The sequence below is a fragment of the Actinomadura sp. 21ATH genome (genome assembly GCF_041951345.1).
Classification (GTDB): Bacteria; Actinomycetota; Actinomycetes; order Streptosporangiales; family Streptosporangiaceae; genus Spirillospora.
On sequence record NZ_JBGNUR010000007.1, the window covers coordinates 26,286 to 43,402 of the forward strand.

Genomic DNA, 17,117 nt, shown 5'->3' on the forward strand with positions numbered 1-17,117 from the left:
GGCTCTCCCGTTCCCGTGCCCGGGTTCATCGGCCCGTCGACGCCCTGCGGCGCCGCGCGAGCGCGTCGATGCTGGCGGCGAGCAGCAGCACGGCGCCGGTGATGAGGAAGTTGACGTACGCCTTGGCGCCCAGCAGCCCCAGGCCGTTGGCGATGATCGACACCACCAGCCCGCCGAGGATCGCGTCGCGCGCCTTGCCGCGCCCGCCGAACAGGCTCGTCCCGCCGATGACGGCGGCGCCGACGGCGAACAGCAGCGTGTTGCCCGCGCCCGCGTCGGGGGTGACCGAGTTGAGGCGGGAGGCGGCGAAGATGCCGGAGACCGCGGCCAGCCCGGAGCAGATCATGAAGACCGACATCCGCAGCCGGGTCACGTTGATCCCGGCGCGGCGGGCGGCCTCGGCGTTGCCGCCGATCGCGTACAGGTGCCGCCCGTAGGCCGTCCGGCCCAGCACGAACGTCGCCACGATGACCAGCACGCCGACGAGCGGGACGCCCCACGGCACCCCGGCCAGCGTGATGAGCGGGCTCGGCGCCCGGTCGATGCTCAGCACGTACGTGCCGAACAGGATGGCCAGCGACACCACCCCGGCCTGCGCGACCACCAGCTGGACCGGCTTGCTCGCCAGCCCGCGCCGGTGCTGGCTCCGCCAGCGCCACAGCTGGATCGCCGAGTAGCCCGCCGCGGTCACGACGGCCAGCAGCCAGCCGAGCCACACCGGCATGTTCTTGTTGGCGAGCGCCACGATGACGTCGTCGTGCACCGGGACGGTGCCGCCCTGCCCGATCAGCCGCAGCGTGATGCCCTGGAGGCCGAGGAACAGCGCGAGCGTGACCACGAACGACGGGATCCGCACGACCGCGACCAGCCAGCCGATCGCGGTCCCGATGACGACGCCGGCCGCGACCGCCGACAGCACCGCCACGTACCAGGGCTGGCCCGCGTCGACCATCAGCGAGGCCATCACGCCGCCGCACACCCCGCTGGCCACGCCGGCCGACAGGTCGATCTCGCCGAGCAGCAGCACGAAGACCAGGCCGAGGGCCAGGATCGTCACCGGCATCGCCTGCGTGAACAGGTTGGCGATGTTGCGCTCGCTCAGGAACGTCTCGGGCCGCAGCGCGGTGAAGAGCACGACGAGCCCGGCCAGCCCGAGGATCGCCGGCAGCGCGCCGAGGTCGCCGGACCGCACCCGGATCCAGTAGTCGCCGAGCGCCGACCGCACGTCGCGCGCGCGCCGGTCGGCGGCGAAGTCCGAGTCCGCCAGCTTCATGGCGGCACCCTTGTCGATGGACATCGAAGCCCTTTCAGATGTTCTCGGCGGCGGTCGCCGGCGCGAGGCCGAGATCGCCGGAACGGCCGGCGGTGATGAGCTCCACGACCTGCCCGGTGGTGACGTCGGCGCGCGCCACGTCCGCCGCCACCCGGCCCAGGTAGAGCGCCGTGATGCGGTCGGCCACCTCGAACACGTCGACCATGTTGTGCGAGATGAGCACCACCGCGTGGCCGGTGTCGGCGAGCCGCCGGACCAGGTCCAGCACCTGCCGGGTCTGGGCCACGCCGAGCGCGGCCGTGGGCTCGTCCAGGATCACCACCTTGGACTCCCAGAGCGCGGCCTTGGCGATCGCGACGGTCTGCCGCTGCCCGCCCGACAGGCTCGCCACCTGCTGGCGGACCGACTTGACGGTACGGACCGAGAGGCGGGCGAGGGTCTCGCGGGCCGCCTCCTCCATCGCGTCCTCGTCGAGCACGATGCCGCGGCGGCGCTCGCGGCCCAGGAACATGTTCTGCACGATGTCCAGATTGTCGGCCAGCGCGAGATCCTGGTAGACCACCTCGATCCCGAGCGCCGCGGCGTCGCGCGGCCCGCCGATCGAGACCTGCCGGCCGTCGAACTCGACCGTGCCGGAATCCATCGGGTGGATCCCGGCGATGCACTTGATGAGGGTGGACTTGCCCGCGCCGTTGTCACCGACCAGGGCCATCACCTCGCCGGCCCGCGCCGTGAAGTCCACGTCGTGCAGGACGTGGACGGCGCCGAAGCTCTTGTTGAGCCCGGTCAGGCGGAGGACGGGGTCACCGTTTTCTGCCACGTGCTTCCCTTCGTGCTGCCCCAGCGGGGACAGACCCTGCGGCGCGTCCCAGCGGCGGGACCCGCCGCGAGAGGTCTACTTGATGCCGGCGTCGGCGCACTTGTCCGCGTAGGACCCGGCGCAGAGCTCTTCCTTCTTCACGAAGCCGTCGTCCACGACCCGCTTGATGTTGCTCTTGTCCACCGGGATGGGCGTCAGCAGCACCGAGGGCACCTTGCGCTTGCCCTGCGGGTCGTCCGCGGTCCCGTTGGTCTCGGCCTTCTGTCCCTTGAGGACGGCGAGCGCCAGCTTGGCGGCCGCGTCGGCCTCCTGCTTGACCGGCTTGTACACGGTCATGCACTGGGTGCCGTCGAGGATGTTCTGCAGCCCCTGGACGCTGGCGTCCTGGCCGGTGACCGGGACCTTGCCGCCCTGGTTGTTCTTCTTCAGGATCGAGATCGCCGAGTTGCCGACGCCGTCGTTGGCGGCCAGCACGCCGTCGATCTTCCCGTCCTGCTGGGTCCACATCTGCTCGAAGATGGTGGCGGCCTGCTGGTTGTCCCACTCGGGCACGGCCTGCTCGGCGACCTTCTTGTACTTGGTCACCTTGTCGAGCACGCTGTGCGCGCCCTGCGCGAAGAGCGTGGCGTTGTTGTCGGTGGGGGCGCCGTTCAGGTACGCGATGTTGGCGTTCTTGTCGCCCAGGCACTTCTGCAGGCCCCGGCCGAGCTCCTCGCCGACCTTCACGTTGTCGAACGACACGTAGTAGTCGGAGACGCCGCCGAGCGTGAGCCGGTCGTAGTCGATCGTCTTGACGCCCTGCTGCTGCGCCTTGCGCTGCACGGCCGCGGCCGAGTTGGAGTCGATGCCGTCCACCACCAGCACGGTGACGCCACTGGTGATCATCTGGTCGGCGATGGTCTGGAAGCGCTGCGTCGAACCCTCGGCGTTCTGGATGTCGTACTGGACGCCCGCCGCCTTGAACGACTGCTCCAGGAAGGGGCGGTCGAAGCTCTCGTACCGGACGGAGGACTTGGTGTCGGGCAGGATCACGCCGATCTTGCCCTGCCGGCTCTCGCCGCCGCCCTCTTCGCCGTCCCCGCAGGCCGCGAGCGTGAGCACCGCGGCCGCCGACACGGCGGTGAGGCTGAGGATCCCCTTGCGCATGGGCCCGGGTCCTTTCTGGGGGGTGGGATCCGCCGGTGACGGTGGTCACACGGACGAATGTTGTGCCTCGCAACTTATGTCCCGGTCGCCCGATAAGTCGACCCCCGATTTGTTGTCCGCCGTAACAATCAAGTAACACGCGATCAACGTGCGGATATGTGATCTTGGACGGGCGGCCGCGCGGGCACGCCGGAACGGGCGCGAATGTTCGGCGCCTCAACATTCCCGGCGGGGAGAGGTCAGCGGGCGGCGAGCACCCGCGCGATCCGGGCCGCGACCGCGGCGACGTCGGCGGCGGGCGCGATGCGCTCCGACCACGACCAGCGGTACCACCAGCCGTCGGCGGACTCCTCGGCCAGGACGTTCTCCGCGAGCGCGGCCGCGTCCGGGTTGACCACGTGCAGGTACGGCGACTGGCCGCGCGGGCGGGACAGCCGCACCGTGAACCCCAGCGGCACCAGCTCGTCGCCGAGCTCCTCCAGCAGGCGGACGCGCGTCCGCTCCGACGCGGCGGCCGTTCCCGTGCCCGTCTCCCCTGGCGTCATCGTCGCTCCATCGGGACGTCGTCTGGCCGGGCGGCCCGGCGCGGAATCAGCCTCCTCCCTCCCCGCCCCGTCCGCAAGCACTTCGGCCAGGTCAGAGCGGGTGCGCGCGGAAAACCTCGGAGGGAGGCGCGCGGACCCGTGAATGCGCTACCGCGATCCGGGATATCTTGCGCGTACCAGACGGTCGTCCAGATGGGGGCTTTGCATGACGGCGCACGCGGGACCGAGCCCGGAGACACCCCGGGATCTGACCCGGCCCGATCTGCCGCTCCCCGAGGCGCCCGGCACCGCCCCGGCGCCCCCGCCGCTGCCCCGCCCGCCCGAGCCCCCGGCGGCCGGGCCCGCGCCCGCCGCGCCGCCGAGCGCGGGCGGCGGCCGGAACTGGCACCGGTACCACTACCCGATCGGGATCTTCCTCGTCGCGTACGGGGTGACCGGGTTCGCCACCGCGCTGATCGGCTGGGGCGACCGGCGCGAGGAGCTGGCCGGGTACATCGGCTCGGGCCCGGCCACGCCCGTCCTGGCGGCGGTCAAGATGGTCGAGCTGGCGCTGGTGGCGCTCGCGCTCGCCGGAGTCGTGCGACGACGCGACATCTGGTTCCTGCCCGCGCTGGCCGGCTGGTTCGCGGGGTTCGCCGCCTTCGCCGTCCTGGACGTCGTCAAGGGCAAGTGGGGCGGCCTGCTGGAGCACGCCGTCTACCTGGCGGTCTTCGCGCTGCTGCTGTTCGTCTCGTACGGGCTGAGCGTGAAGGCGCGGGTGGGCCGGGCGGCCAAGCCCCAGCAGCAGGCGCAGGTGCCGCAGCCCGTCCCCGCCGGCGGCGAGGCCCCGGCCCCCGCGGCCGCACCCGCCCCGGCCCCGGCCCCGGCCGCCGCTCCCGGCAAGCCGCTGACCCGTACGCAGGAGTTCGCGCTCGCCACGCTCAACCGCTGGCAGGAGGCGGCCAAGTCGGCCACCGGCGGCAACGCGCTGCCGTGGCAGCACGGCCAGCGCCCCGCGCCCGCCACGCCCTCGCCCGAGCCCGCCGCCGCGCCCACTCCCGCCCCGGCGCCCGGCCCCGCTCCCGCCGCCCCGCCGGCGTCGGGGTCCGAGGTGACGCGAGCCGAGGGGCTCCCCCTGCCCAAGCCGCCCGCGCCGCCCGGGCACGCCGAGCCGGCGACGGCTCCGGACGCCGACGAGGACACGGTGTCCGAGGACGACGCCGCGACCGTCGCGGACACCGGCTCCCCGCGGGACTCCGAGGCGACGCAGGCGTTCGAGCCGCCGGAGCCGCGCGAGCCGCGCGACTCCGGGGACGTGCCCGCGAACGCCACCCGGCCGATGGAGCTGCCGGACGAGCCGGAGAAGTAGCGCGCCCGGCCGCCGCTCAGGGAACGACCACGATCTTCGCGTGCGCGTCCGGGGCGGCCAGATCGGTGAACGCCTGCGCGACGCCGTCCAGCCCGACCGTCCCGGTGACGATGGAGCCCGCGTCGATCCGGCCGTCCGCGATGGCCTCCAGCGTGGCGCCGTACTCGGCGGGGTGGGCGCCGAACGTCCCCCGCAGGGTCAGCTCCTTGTTCACCGCCAGGCCGGGTTCGAGCGTGTCGGCCCGCATGCAGACCCCGACGAGCATGACCGTGGAGCCGGCCGGCGCGTTCTCGATGACCTGCCCGAGCACGCCGGGGACGCCCACGCACTCGAAGACCACCGCCTCCCGGACGGTGGTGCCCAGCAGCCCGGCGGCGATCCGCTCCCCCACGCCGGTGGGGACGCCGAGGTCGGCCCAGCGGCCGTACGGCGTGGACACGGCCGGGTCGAACAGCTCGTCGGCGCCCAGCCCCTCGGCCAGCGCGCGTCGCTTGGGCGAGAAGTCCGCGGCGAGGACGGGCCCGATCCCGCGCGCCTTGAGCGCCGCCACGACGCCGAGCCCGATCGGCCCCAGGCCGAGCACGACCGCGACGTCCCCCGCCGCGATGCCGCTGCGGTCGACCGCGCGGGTCGCGACCGCGAACGGCTCGGTGAGCGCGGCGATCTCCGGGTCCAGGCCGGGCGGGACCGGGAACACCAGGCCCTCGTTCAGGACCATGTACTCGCCGTAGCCGCCGGGGTACATCGGCGCGTACCCGACGATCCCGGCGCCCTGCGGCCCGAACGCGATCGGCGGCCCGCACACCGCGGTGCCCGCCGGGAGCGCCCGCCGCGTGCCGGGCCCGTGCTCGACGATCTCGGCGGCGAACTCGTGCCCGAAGACCAGCCCGTCGCGCGGGTCGTACGGGGTGCCGCCGGACCGCCGGGTGGTCGCCATGAACGCGTCGGGGTCCCGGAGCGCGTGCAGGTCGGAGCCGCAGATGCCGCACGCCAGCGTCCTGACCAGGAGCTGGCCCTCCTGCGGCTCCGGGTCGGGCACCTCGGTGACGACCATCGTCCTGTCCTTGGTCAGCACGGCGCGCATGCGGGCCTCCCGGCGGGGTGGCGGAACCTTCCTCCCGCACCGAATCACGTCCGGGGCCGCGGCGGCACCCCCTTGCCACCGATCGCTGGCACATTCGCCGTTCCGGAGGCCGCGAACGGCGCCGCGTCAAGGGGGACGCCGCCCGACCGGCCGGAACGATCTCGTCAACAGTTGCCGTTGGTGGACGATTCGGCCGCTGTCAGCTTTGTGGCACATGAGAGCCCGAAAACTCGCGTGGTCGGTGGTGATGGCCACGTCACTGGCGGCCCCGGCGGCGTTCGCGGCCTCCGCCGCGGCGCAGCCCGCCGCACCGGTCAAGGCCCCGGCCTGTGACCCGACGCGGACCGAGCCGGAGTACCGCGGCAAGGTCCCCTCTCCCGAGCAGGTCCTCGGCATCGAGCTCGGCGAGCGGCAGGTCACCGCCGCCGAGTCCGACCGCTACCTGGAGACCGTCGCCGCCAGGAGCGAGCGCGTCGTCTCCGGGACGCTGGCCAGGAGCGCGCAGGGACGCCCCCTCAAGTACGCCATCGTCGGCGAGCCCGGGCTGCTGTCGAAGGCCGGGCTGGCGAAGGTCCGCTCCGACGCGGCCCGGCTGCGCGACCCGCGCACCCCCGACGCCCTCGCCAGGAGGATCGCCGAGCGCGGCGTGCCGATCCTGTGGGTGAGCGGCAACGTGCACGGCGACGAGCCCAGCGGCACCGACGCCGCCCTCCAGGTGCTGCGCGACCTCGGCGACCGCACCGACTGCGCCGCGGCGAACGTGCTGGAGAACGCGCTCGTCATCGTGCTGCCGACGCAGAACCCGGACGGCCGCGAGGCGAACACCCGGCAGAACGCGTACGGGTTCGACATGAACCGGGACTGGTTCGCGCGCACCCAGCCCGAGACCGACGGCAAGCTGGCGATGCTCAACCAGTACCCGCCGCAGCTCTACATCGACGCGCACGAGATGGGCGGCGACTCCTACTTCTTCCCGCCCAACGCGGACCCGATCTACCACGAGACGCCCGAGGAGGCGGTCGGGTGGATCAACGACCTGTACGGCGCGGCGATGGCCGCGGAGTTCACCCGGCAGGGCATCGACTTCTTCAACCGCGACGTCTACGACCTCTTCTACCAGGGGTACGGCGACACGGTCCCGACCACCGCGTTCCACGCGGCCGGGATGACGTTCGAGAAGGGCGGCGACAGCCCGTACCCGGACCGGTTCCGCGAGCAGTACCTGACGCAGTGGGTGACGCTGTCGCAGGCCGCCGCCAACCGGCAGAGGATCCTCACCCAGTGGCGCAAGATGGCCGTCGACGCCTACCGGCAGGGCAGGGCCGGGAAGCTGGAGCCCAACCGGATCTACAACCCGCCGAACCAGGTCGACCGGCCCGTCCCCGACCGCGCGGTGCGGCACTACTTCCTGCGCGCCGACGACCGCTCCAAGCGCGCCGAGGTGCGCACCATCGTGCGGCGGCTCCAGCGCATGGGCGTGCGCGTGGAGCTGCTGTCGAGGCCGCTGACCGTTCCCGACTACAAGGCGTACGGGCGCGCCGAGGCACGGACGACGCTTCCCGCGGGCACCTACTGGATCCCCATGGCGCAGGTGCAGAAGCACTGGGTGCAGGCGATGCTGAACGAGGACTCCTACACGCCGTTCCCGTACTTCTACGACGTGACGGCCTGGAGCCTGCCGCTGCTGGGGAACGTGTCGGGCGGCTCGTCCGGCGCCGAGCTGCGGCCGCGCGCCTCGTCCGTGCCGGCGCTGCGCGAGGAGAGCGCCGCCGTGGCCCGGCACGGCGGGAAGCCGAAGATCGGCGTGCTCCAGCTGTCGGACACCTCGTCGGCCGCGCGGCAGTCGGCCGGATGGCTGCGGCACAGGCTCGACCGCGAGTGGCGGCTTCCGTTCAGCCTGCTGAAGCCCGCCGACGTCGCGGCCGGGAAGCTGGCGGGCGTCGAGGTGCTGCTCGTGCCGAACGGCCCGGCGGCCACCGCGTACGGGCAGCTCGGCGCGGCCGGCCAGGCGGCGCTGCGGGAGTGGACGCGGGACGGCGGCCGCTACGTCGGCTGGCAGGGCGGCACCGAGCTGGCGGCGCGGCTCGGGCTGACCACCGCGCAGCTCAGCGAGCCCACCTCGGACGTCCCGGGCACGCTGTTCCGCGTGAACGTGGACCGCGAGAGCCCGCTCGCCGGCGGCGTGGGCGCGACCGCCTGGCAGTTCTACTCGTACGACCTGGTGATGCGGCAGCCCGACCCGGCGAAGGTCGCGGTGCGGTACCCGGCGGCGGACTCGCCCGACTGGTTCGTGTCCGGGTTCGAGCGCGGCGCGGCCGAGCTCGGCGGCACGGCCGCGGTCGTCGACGAGCCGGTCGGTGAGGGGCGCACGGTGCTGTTCGGCGGCGAGCCCAACTTCCGGGCGTTCACCGACGGGACGGCCAAGCTCCTGGCGAACGCGATCCTCGGCCCGGACCCGAGGCCGGGCGCGGCCGCGCTCGCCGCTCCGGCGCCGTCCGGCGCGGCCGCCGCGAAGGCCGCGGCGCTGCCTCAGGCCGAGTCGCCCATCCGGGTCTCGGTGAAGGCCGCCGACGCCGCCCGCACGGCCGCGCTGATGCGGTCGGTCGGCGCGAGGTGGGCCGAGCGGCGCGGCGGGGACGCCGTGCACTACGTCATCGACAACCCGCGCGGGTTGCCGGCCGACCGGCACCCGTTCGCGGGGCGGCTGGCGGCCGAGATCCGCAGGTCCGGGATCACCCCCATCGCGGTGACCCTGCCGTAGGCGGTGCGGCGGCGGGCCGGCCCTCCGGGAGGGAGGACCGGCCCGCCGCCGCCATTCAGTCGGTGACGATCCACCCGATGGCGGTCATCGTCCCGGGCGGGACCTCGGTGAACCCGGCGTCGCGCACCGCGACCGTCGCGCGCCCCACGCAGCGCCGCCACGGGATGCCCCGCGCGATGTGCACCCGCAGCCCGCCCTCGGTCCACGCCGCCACCTCCGCCGCGCCCGCCTGGCGCAGGAGCAGCTGGGCGGCGTGCCCCGACTGCGCCGCCGCCTTGCCGGTCGTCATCGGCACGTCCGGGTTGAGGGCGATCGCCGCGTACGGCGGCTTCGGCGGCTCCGGCACCGCGTCCTCGGGCACGTCGGCCAGGTCGAGCCCCGCGACCTGGAGCTTCGCCAGCTCCGGCGGCACCTCGGTGACGGGGCCCGGCACGAACGCCCGCACCTGCGCGCCGTCCTGCTCGACGGTCACGCCGGGCAGCTCCTGCACCTCGGGCCAGCGCACGCCGCGCGCCCGCCGCGTCACCTTGCGGATCCGCCCCGCCTCCCAGCGGCTCACGAACGGGAACCACTCGCCGTCCGGATCGGTCGCCCGCGGGTCGGTCAGCAGCCGCACCACGGCCGTCGCGGCGGCCGCGCACACGGCGGAGTGCGCGGGCGGCGCCGCCTTCTCGGCCCGCGCCACCAGCTGCATCGCCCACGGAGGGTCGTCGAAGGGATCACCGGGTGTGCTCACGGCAGGAGTATTCCATTTCGCTCCAGGCCGGGCCGCCCGGCGCTGTTGGCACGGCGGCCCGGTGGGTACGGGCAACTAGTGACGGCTCCCGATCGTTCGACGTGGTGCGGAACGATCGGGAGGCCGAGGGGACGGACACGGCGGGAGAGGTCGGGTCGGAGGTCGCCGGTGACCAGTGGTACCTGGAGCAACTCCATCCCCGGTGTGGGGACGTACTTCGTCGGGATCGACGTGGCGCCCGGCCGCTACCGGTGCGAGGAGGGCAAGGGCGGCTGGTGGGTCCGCTTCACCGGGCCGGGCGGCGGCGACCCGGTCGGGTCCTGGCCGCTGCCGGCCGGGCCGACCGAGATCGAGATCTCGCCGACCGACTTCGCGTTCGAGACGCACGTCGGGACGTACTGGCAGCGCATCGCGCCGCCGCGCCAGGAGGACGGCGCCCCGCCGGAGCCGCGCCCGGTGGCCGACCCGGGACTGAAGGCGGAACTCGACACGATCGTGGCCAGGCGCCGCCCGCTGGTGTGGCTGGCCCCGCTCACCGTCCTCGGCATGGGCGTGCTGGGCGCCCCGGTGCTGGGCTCGCTGTGGCTGCTCGGGCTGGCGATGATGGCCGTCCTGGTCGCGCTCGGCTCCCCCGCCGTCTCCCTCGACCTCCAGCGCGCCCGCGAGCTGGCCCGCCGCCGCGACCGCTACCTCACCCCCGAGGACCTCGACGGCGAGGCCCGCGACCTGCTCGGCCGGGTCCAGGCGGCGACCGACACCGTCCGGGACTCGGAGGTCAACCGGGCGGGCCTGCTCGACGACGTCGACAACGCCGTGACGCTGCCGCGTCAGGAGTGGGAGATCGCGCAGGTGCTGGCCCGGCAGTCGAACCTGCGCAAGGAGCACCGGGTGTGGGCGGCGGCCGACGAGTCGGTCGTCCCCGAGGTGAAGGCCGCGCTGCGCCCGTACCAGGAGAAGCTGGACCTGGCGGTGGCCGCCGTCGTCCGCCGGGTGGAGGCGCTGGAGCGGTACGCCGAGCGGACCCGGGCGGCCGACGAGGCGTACCGCGCGCAGCGCCATCTCGACGCCCTGGCGGCCCGCGCGCACGAGTACGACGACCTGCTCGCCGACTCCGTCCGGGACGATCTCGCGCTGCCGGCGATCGAGCGGCTCACCGAGCAGAGCGACGAGTTGGTCCGCCGGCTGCGGGACCGGCTCACCGAGGCGGCCGAGGCCGGCGGCGCGGCGCTGCCGCCCAGCGAGGACTGAACACCAAGCGCTTGCTACGTCGCGTACGCTGGTGCCGAGCCCCGCGCGAGCGGGCGATGGGGCCTGGGCCGCGGGGCGCGCCCGGCATAATGAAGGGGTGACGACCACGAGCACGAATTCAGGACGGCCCCGGGCCGGCGGGGAGAGCGGCGCCCGCCGCCGCGGCAAGGGCTCCCCCGCGCTCGCCTCCGAGCGGCGGGAGCACCTGGTCAAGCTCGCGGCCGAACTCTTCGCCGAGAAGGGCTTCCAGGCCACCACGGTCCGCAACATCGCCGACCAGGCCGGGATCCTGTCCGGCAGCCTGTACCACCACTTCGACTCCAAGGAGTCGATCGTCGACGAGATCCTCTCCGGGTTCTTCCGCGACATCATGGCGGCGTACCGGGAGGTCATCGACGAGGGGAAGGACGCCCGGCAGACCATCGCGGGGCTGGTCCGCATCGCCTTCGCGACCCTGGAGCCGCACCGGGCCGCCATCACGGTGATGCAGAACGACTGGAACTACCTCAAGAACATGGACCGGTTCGCCTACCTCACCAGGTCCGAGGACGAGGTCGAGAAGATGTGGGTGGACACCATCAAGGCCGGCCAGGCCGACGGCGTGTTCCGCTCCGACATCGACGCCAAGCTCACGTACCGGATGATCCGCGACACGATCTGGGTGGCGGTCCGGTGGTTCCGGCCGGGCGGCCGGCTCGACGCCACCGAGCTGGGCGAGCACTACCTCAAGGTCATGTTCGACGGGATCAACGTCCACGGCTGACCGCCCCGCCCCTCCCTCCAGCGCGCCCCCGCCGTTCCGGCGAGCCGGATCACCGCGCTGCCCGTACGTCCTGATGAAGACGCGCTCATCCCCTTAGGGGGGACACGGGTGTCTTTAGTCACAATTCAACAAATCCGGGTGATGTTTTACGTCACGCGGACGCTGATACCGGTGTGATGGGGGAGGGAGGCGACATGACGGGGCAACGGGGCACCGCCGGGCACGAGGAGCCCACGCCGGCGGAGCTGCGGGCGGCCACGGCCCGGAATCTTCAGGGCCAGTTCCCCGGCGTGCGCGTCTGGTTCGGCGAGGCGACCGGTTCCTGGTGGGCGCTGGTGCCGATGCGCGACGGCCCCCGGCTCCTGGAGGCCCCGACGCCCCAGGACATCCGCGATCTGATCCTGCGGGCACGCTCGCTGGGATGAACCCGCCGGATCGGCCTTGGCCCGTCCGGCGCGTCTCGAATTCTGTTCTCCGGCCCTGCCGGTCCCTTCGGGCTGCCCCGCGACCCGTGCCCCTCACCGGGGACGGGGCGCGATCCGTCCCCGGTGAGGGGCGCTCTCGGGGCGGCCGGCGAACCCGGGGGGCGGGATCGCCGGCGGTGCCTACGCAGCCGAACCTAACCCCCGGCGACCAGATGACACAAGCGCTTGCTCGGTATTCGCCCGACAAAGATCGTCGATCTTGGTGACGCGCCCGGCCCGGACCGGAAATGATGATCGTTCTGGCGCAGGCGCGGGAAAGGGGCCCGGTGAACGACGAGGAACTGCTGACGGCGGCGGCCAAGGGCGACGCCGCCGCGGTACGGGACGCCCTCCAGGCCGGGGCGTCGCTGGAGGCCCGCGACGGGCGCGGCCGCACCGCCCTGCTGCTCGCGGCCGCGGCCGACCACGTCGAGACCGCCGAGGTCCTCGTGAAGGCCGGCGCCGACCCCGACGCGCGCGACCACCGCGGCGACAGCCCGTTCCTGGTCACCGGGATGACGGGCGGCGTGGCGATGCTGCGGGCGCTTCTCCCGGCCCGCCCCGACCCGGCGCAGGCCAACCGGGACGGCGACGTCGCGCTCATCCCCGCCTGCGAGCGCGGCCACGCCGGCTACGTGCGCGCGCTCCTGGAGACCGGCGTCGAGGTCGACCACGCCAACCGCGCCGGCATGACCGGCCTGCTGGAGGCCGTCACGGCCGGGGACGGCTCCCGCCCGTACCGCGAGATCGTCGAGCTGCTCATCGGGGCCGGCGCCGACGTGAACCGGGCGGACCGCGCCGGCGTCCCGCCGCTCCGGCACGCCCTCGACCGCGGGCAGCGCGAGATCGCGGGCCTCCTCAGGGCCGCCGGCGCCCGCTGAACCGCGCCCGCTGCCGGGCTACAGCTCGTACTGGACGGCGGCGCGCCGGTCCACGATCGGCTTGATGTACTCGTCGACGACGGCCCGGTGCGCCGGATGGTCGCGGTACGCCACGTACGCGTCCCGGTCGGCGAAGTCGCCCACCACGACGAAGTCGAAGTTGCCCGGGTTGACCCCGGCGTCCAGGCCCACGCTCAGCGTGCCGATCTCGGGGATCACGGCGGTCAGCTCGCGCAGCTTCGCCGCGACCTCCTCCTGCTGCATGGTGGTGGTCCCCTCGGCCCACCCGAACATCACCACGTGCCGGAATCCGCTCATGGGGTCACGGTAGCGGACCCCCGTTCAGACCGTCCCGAGCTCGGCGGCCACGGTCGCGCCCAGCTCCCAGCAGCCCTCCAGATCGGCCCGGCCCGGCTCGCCGGTGACGACCGCCGGCGGCCGCGCCGCCCGCCACCTCAGCCCGGTGGTGATCGACTCCAGCGCCCGCAGCGCCCCCGTCGCGTCGTTGTTGCCGTGCAGGTACGCCCCGTACGGCCGCCGCACGGTCTCCTCCAGGCACGGGTAGTAGATCTGGTCGAAGAAGTGCTTGAGCGCGCCGGACAGGTAGCCGAGGTTGACGGGCGTGCCCAGCAGGTAGCCGTCGGCCTCCAGCACGTCCACCGGCGACGCCGTCAGCGCGGGACGGCTCACGACCTCGACGCCCTCGATCTCGTCGGTGGTCGCGCCGGCCCGCACCGCCTCGTACATCGCCTGCAGCGACGGCGACGGCGTGTGGTGGACGATCAGCAGCCGCTTGCTCTTCCTGGCCTTCTCCATCGCCTCCGACCTTAGATCGCCGCGCAGGGGGCTCGCGGTCCGGGGCCCATATCGAGCATCATTCGGTTTCGTACGGGTGAGCCCTTCGAGCGAGGAGCGTGGCGATGAGCACTGTGCAGGGGACCTGCGATCCGGCCTTCTCCGGCGTGCGGGACGCGTTCGAGCGCAACTTCGCCGAAGGGCGCGAGCTGGGCGCGGCCGTGGCGGTGTACGCGGGCGGCCGGAAGGTCGTCGACCTGTGGGGCGGCGTCGCCGACCACCGCACCGGGCGGGAGTGGGCGGCGGACACCCCCGCGTTCGGCTTCTCCTGCACCAAGGCGCTGACCGCGACCGCCGCGCTGCTGCTGGCCGAGCGCGGCGCGTACGAGGTGGACGGGCCGGTCACGGACTGGTGGCCGGAGTACGGGACGCACGGCAAGGACGGCACGACCGCCGCGCACTTCCTGTCGCACCAGGCGGGACTGCCCGCGTTCGCCCGGCCGGTGTCGGCGGAGGAGGCGGCGGACGCGCCCGCGCGGGCGGCGGAGCTGGCGGCGCAGGAGCCGGAGTGGACGCCCGGCGACGGGCACGGCTACCACGCGCTGACGTACGGCTGGCTGGCCGGCGAGATCGTGCGGCGGCTCTCGGGCCGCACGGTCGGCGAGTTCGTGCGGGCGGAGTTCGGCGGCGATCTCGACCTGTGGATCGGCGCTCCGGACGACGTCATCGCGCGGGCCGCCAAGCTGACCGCGCGCCGCCCCGGCGGCGGGGACGAGGCGCCCAAGAGCGGCGGCACGGAACCGCCCGCCGGCCGCGGCGAGGACATGCTCACCCTCCTCGCGGACGCGTACACCGACCCCGGCAGCCGCCTCAACCGCGCGCTCAACAACCCGCACCCGGGCAAGGGCGGCTACAACAACCCCGTGGTGCTGCGGGCGGGCTGGCCGGCGGCCGGGATGCTCACCACGGCGCCCGGCCTCGCCGGGTTCTACCGGGACCTGATCGCGGGGCGCGTGCTCCGGCCGGAGACCCTGCGCGAGGCCATGAAGCCGCGCGTCAGCGGCCCCGACCGGACGCTGCTCGTGGACAGCTCGTTCGGCCTCGGCTACATGCGGCCGTCGATGACGTTCTTCACCCCCGCCGCGGCGCAGGAGTCGGCGTTCGGGCACACCGGCGCCGGCGGCTCGATCGGCCTGGGCGACCCGGACGCGGGCCTCGCCGTCGCGTACCTGCCCAACCTGATGGGCCAGCACCTCTCCGGCGACCTGCGCGCGTACAACCTGGTGAAGGCGGCGTACGCGGCCATGTAGCCGCCGGAGGGTAGGTTCTCGGGCCATGGAGGTACGCGACCTGCATCCGTGGCCCGCCACCCCCGAGGAGGCCGGGGCGCTCCAGGACCGGCTGCGGCCGCTGCTCGACCTGGCCTCCCCCGGGCCGGACTCGCCCCGGACGGTGGCCGGGCTGGACGTGTCGTACGCGGGCGACGGCGGGGACGCGGCCGCGCGCCTGGCCGCCGCCGCCGTCGTCCTGGACGCGCGGACGCTGGAGGTCGTCGAGGAGTCGGTCGTCACGGGGACGGCCGCGTTCCCGTACGTGCCGGGGCTGTTCGCGTTCCGGGAGCTGCCGGCGCTGGTGGAGGCGCTGCGGGGGCTGGCGACCGTGCCGGACGTGCTGGTGTGCGACGGGTACGGGGTGGCCCACCCGCGCCGCTTCGGGCTGGCCTGCCATCTGGGGGTGCTGACCGGGCTGCCGTCGTTCGGGATCGCGAAGACGCCGTTCGTGGGGACGTACGAGCCGGTCGGCGAGGAGCGCGGCGCGTCCGGGCCGCTGCGCGACGGCGGCGAGACCGTCGGCCGGGTGCTGCGGACCCGCGCGGGGGTCAGGCCGGTCTTCGTCTCCGTCGGGAACGCGATCGGCCTGGACGCGGCGTGCGGGCTCGCGCTGGCGCTGAGCCCGGAGTTCCGGCTGCCCGAGACGACCCGGCGCGCGGACCGGCTGTCGCGCGACGCGCTCGCCGCGCTCCCCTCCTGACCGGGGTATTGTCCGGCTACCAAGCGTGCGCTAGGTTGGCGCACGTCGGACCGCCCGTTCCCCACCGGAGGCTTGCCCCATGACCCGAATCGGCAACGTCCTCTACGGGGCCAGGAACGTGGACGAGGCGGTCCGCTTCTACCGGGACGTCCTGGGGCTGGCGGTCACCTCCCGGGACGGCGCCCGGTTCGCGACGCTGGACGGCGGCGGCACCACGTTCGCCATCGCCGGGCCCGAGGAGGACCTCACCGGGGGCGAGCCCGCGGTGTCCTTCAAGGTCGACGACGTCGCCGCGATGACCGCCCGGCTCACCGCAGCCGGGGCGCTGCTCGTCCGCGGGCCGGAGGAGGGACCGGACGGGGTCCGCGCCGTGCTGCGCGACCCCGCCGGGAACCCGCTCGTCCTCTGCGCGAGCCGGCAGTAGGCAAGAGAAAGAGGAGCGTACATGGGACAGCTCGACGGCAAGGTCGCCCTGATCACCGGAGGCGCGCGCGGCATGGGCAAGGCCCACGTCCGGCGCTTCGTCGAGGAGGGCGCCAAGGTCGTCTTCGGGGACGTGCTCGACGAGGAGGGGGCCAAGCTCGCCGCCGACCTGGACGGCGCCACGTTCGTCCACCTCGACGTCACCGAACCCGGCGACTGGGCCGCGGCCGTCCGCACCGCGGTCGACACGTACGGCGGGCTGAACGTCCTGGTCAACAACGCCGGGATCATCCGGCACACCACGATCGAGGACATGACGCTGGAGGAGTGCCGCCGCATCATCGACGTCAACCTGATCGGGCAGTGGCTCGGCGTCAAGTCGGTGATCCCCGCGCTGCGCGAGGCGGGCGGCGGCTCCATCGTCAACGTCTCGTCCACCGACGGCTTCATCGGCACCGCCGGCCTGGCCGCCTACAGCGCCAGCAAGCACGGCGTCCGCGGCCTCACCAAGTCCGCCGCCCGCGAGCTGGGCAAGGACGGCATCCGCGTCAACTCCATCCACCCCGGCGGCATCGTCACCGCGATGTCGATGCAGGACGACGTCGTCGAGGCCACCGCCGACCGCGCCGTCCAGATCATGGAGAACCTGCCGCTGCGCCGCCTCGGCAACACCAAGGAGGTCACCGGCCTGGTCGTGTTCCTGGCCTCGGACGACTCCTCGTACTGCACCGCCAGCGAGATGCTCGTGGACGGCGGCCTGATCTCCGGCTTCTGAGAGTGCCTGCGACGAGCCGCCGGT

The 17,117-nt window shown here is 73.8% G+C and carries 18 protein-coding genes; 10 read left to right on the forward strand and 8 right to left on the reverse strand.

Annotated features, from left to right (window positions below; translation table 11 throughout):
• Positions 1-25: 25 nt before the first annotated feature.
• From ACA361_RS21515 to ACA361_RS21530, 4 genes are all read right to left on the reverse strand, one after another.
• The gene (locus ACA361_RS21515) at positions 26-1,297 is read right to left on the reverse strand and encodes a sugar ABC transporter permease (RefSeq protein ID WP_375014292.1); all 1,272 of its coding nucleotides are present in this window, start codon (positions 1,295-1,297) and stop codon (positions 26-28) included.
• A gap of 10 nt (positions 1,298-1,307) precedes the next feature.
• The gene (locus ACA361_RS21520; RefSeq protein ID WP_375014295.1) at positions 1,308-2,093 is read right to left on the reverse strand and encodes an ATP-binding cassette domain-containing protein; all 786 of its coding nucleotides are present in this window, start codon (positions 2,091-2,093) and stop codon (positions 1,308-1,310) included.
• Between the two features lie 75 nt (positions 2,094-2,168).
• Entirely contained in the window at positions 2,169-3,239 is a 1,071-nt protein-coding gene (locus ACA361_RS21525; RefSeq protein WP_375014297.1) for a sugar ABC transporter substrate-binding protein, read from the reverse strand.
• Positions 3,240-3,478: 239 nt separating this feature from the next.
• The gene (locus ACA361_RS21530) at positions 3,479-3,784 is read right to left on the reverse strand and encodes a hypothetical protein (RefSeq protein WP_375014299.1); all 306 of its coding nucleotides are present in this window, start codon (positions 3,782-3,784) and stop codon (positions 3,479-3,481) included.
• Positions 3,785-3,989: 205 nt separating this feature from the next.
• On the opposite strand from ACA361_RS21530, the gene ACA361_RS21535 reads away from it, so the two are divergent.
• The gene (locus ACA361_RS21535; protein ID WP_375014301.1) at positions 3,990-5,132 is read left to right on the forward strand and encodes a hypothetical protein; all 1,143 of its coding nucleotides are present in this window, start codon (positions 3,990-3,992) and stop codon (positions 5,130-5,132) included.
• 16 nt (positions 5,133-5,148) lie between these two features.
• Here the strand turns inward: ACA361_RS21535 and ACA361_RS21540 are convergent, their stop codons facing one another.
• The gene (locus tag ACA361_RS21540; protein ID WP_375014303.1) at positions 5,149-6,216 is read right to left on the reverse strand and encodes a zinc-binding dehydrogenase; all 1,068 of its coding nucleotides are present in this window, start codon (positions 6,214-6,216) and stop codon (positions 5,149-5,151) included.
• A 214-nt stretch (positions 6,217-6,430) separates the two neighbouring features.
• On the opposite strand from ACA361_RS21540, the gene ACA361_RS21545 reads away from it, so the two are divergent.
• A complete protein-coding gene (locus ACA361_RS21545; RefSeq protein ID WP_375014305.1) occupies positions 6,431-8,977 on the forward strand; it encodes a M14 family zinc carboxypeptidase in 2,547 nt (848 codons plus the stop codon).
• A 55-nt stretch (positions 8,978-9,032) separates the two neighbouring features.
• Here ACA361_RS21545 and ACA361_RS21550 read toward each other — a convergent pair whose 3' ends face one another.
• On the reverse strand, positions 9,033-9,713 hold the full coding sequence (locus ACA361_RS21550) for a hypothetical protein (protein ID WP_375014308.1): 681 nt from the start codon (positions 9,711-9,713) through the stop codon (positions 9,033-9,035).
• A gap of 168 nt (positions 9,714-9,881) precedes the next feature.
• On the opposite strand from ACA361_RS21550, the gene ACA361_RS21555 reads away from it, so the two are divergent.
• The 4 genes from ACA361_RS21555 to ACA361_RS21570 all read left to right on the forward strand — a co-directional run bounded on the left by ACA361_RS21555 (position 9,882) and on the right by ACA361_RS21570 (position 13,069).
• Positions 9,882-10,961, forward strand: a complete 1,080-nt coding sequence (locus ACA361_RS21555) for a hypothetical protein (protein WP_375014309.1) — start codon at positions 9,882-9,884, stop codon at positions 10,959-10,961.
• A 97-nt stretch (positions 10,962-11,058) separates the two neighbouring features.
• Entirely contained in the window at positions 11,059-11,724 is a 666-nt protein-coding gene (locus ACA361_RS21560; protein WP_375014311.1) for a TetR/AcrR family transcriptional regulator, read from the forward strand.
• A gap of 194 nt (positions 11,725-11,918) precedes the next feature.
• Positions 11,919-12,149, forward strand: coding sequence for a hypothetical protein (locus tag ACA361_RS21565; protein WP_375014313.1), 231 nt, complete (start codon positions 11,919-11,921; stop codon positions 12,147-12,149).
• Between the two features lie 326 nt (positions 12,150-12,475).
• Positions 12,476-13,069 carry an ankyrin repeat domain-containing protein gene (locus ACA361_RS21570; protein ID WP_375014315.1) on the forward strand — a complete coding sequence of 198 codons (594 nt, stop codon included), beginning with the start codon at positions 12,476-12,478 and terminating at the stop codon, positions 13,067-13,069.
• Between the two features lie 18 nt (positions 13,070-13,087).
• Here the strand turns inward: ACA361_RS21570 and ACA361_RS21575 are convergent, their stop codons facing one another.
• Together ACA361_RS21575 and ACA361_RS21580 are read right to left on the reverse strand one after the other, a co-directional pair.
• The gene (locus tag ACA361_RS21575) at positions 13,088-13,387 is read right to left on the reverse strand and encodes a Dabb family protein (RefSeq protein ID WP_375014317.1); all 300 of its coding nucleotides are present in this window, start codon (positions 13,385-13,387) and stop codon (positions 13,088-13,090) included.
• 24 nt (positions 13,388-13,411) lie between these two features.
• On the reverse strand, positions 13,412-13,885 hold the full coding sequence (locus tag ACA361_RS21580; protein WP_375014319.1) for a flavodoxin family protein: 474 nt from the start codon (positions 13,883-13,885) through the stop codon (positions 13,412-13,414).
• A 104-nt stretch (positions 13,886-13,989) separates the two neighbouring features.
• Here ACA361_RS21580 and ACA361_RS21585 point away from each other — a divergent pair, with 104 nt between their 5' ends.
• The 4 genes from ACA361_RS21585 (at position 13,990) to ACA361_RS21600 (ending at position 17,093) form a co-directional block, all read left to right on the forward strand.
• Positions 13,990-15,174 carry a serine hydrolase domain-containing protein gene (locus ACA361_RS21585; RefSeq protein ID WP_375014321.1) on the forward strand — a complete coding sequence of 395 codons (1,185 nt, stop codon included), beginning with the start codon at positions 13,990-13,992 and terminating at the stop codon, positions 15,172-15,174.
• A gap of 25 nt (positions 15,175-15,199) precedes the next feature.
• Complete coding sequence (locus ACA361_RS21590; protein ID WP_375014323.1) at positions 15,200-15,895, forward strand: endonuclease V; 696 nt, start codon at positions 15,200-15,202, stop codon at positions 15,893-15,895.
• A gap of 79 nt (positions 15,896-15,974) precedes the next feature.
• A complete protein-coding gene (locus ACA361_RS21595) occupies positions 15,975-16,319 on the forward strand; it encodes a VOC family protein (protein ID WP_375014325.1) in 345 nt (114 codons plus the stop codon).
• Positions 16,320-16,340: 21 nt separating this feature from the next.
• On the forward strand, positions 16,341-17,093 hold the full coding sequence (locus ACA361_RS21600) for a glucose 1-dehydrogenase (protein WP_375014327.1): 753 nt from the start codon (positions 16,341-16,343) through the stop codon (positions 17,091-17,093).
• Positions 17,094-17,117 lie beyond the last annotated feature (24 nt).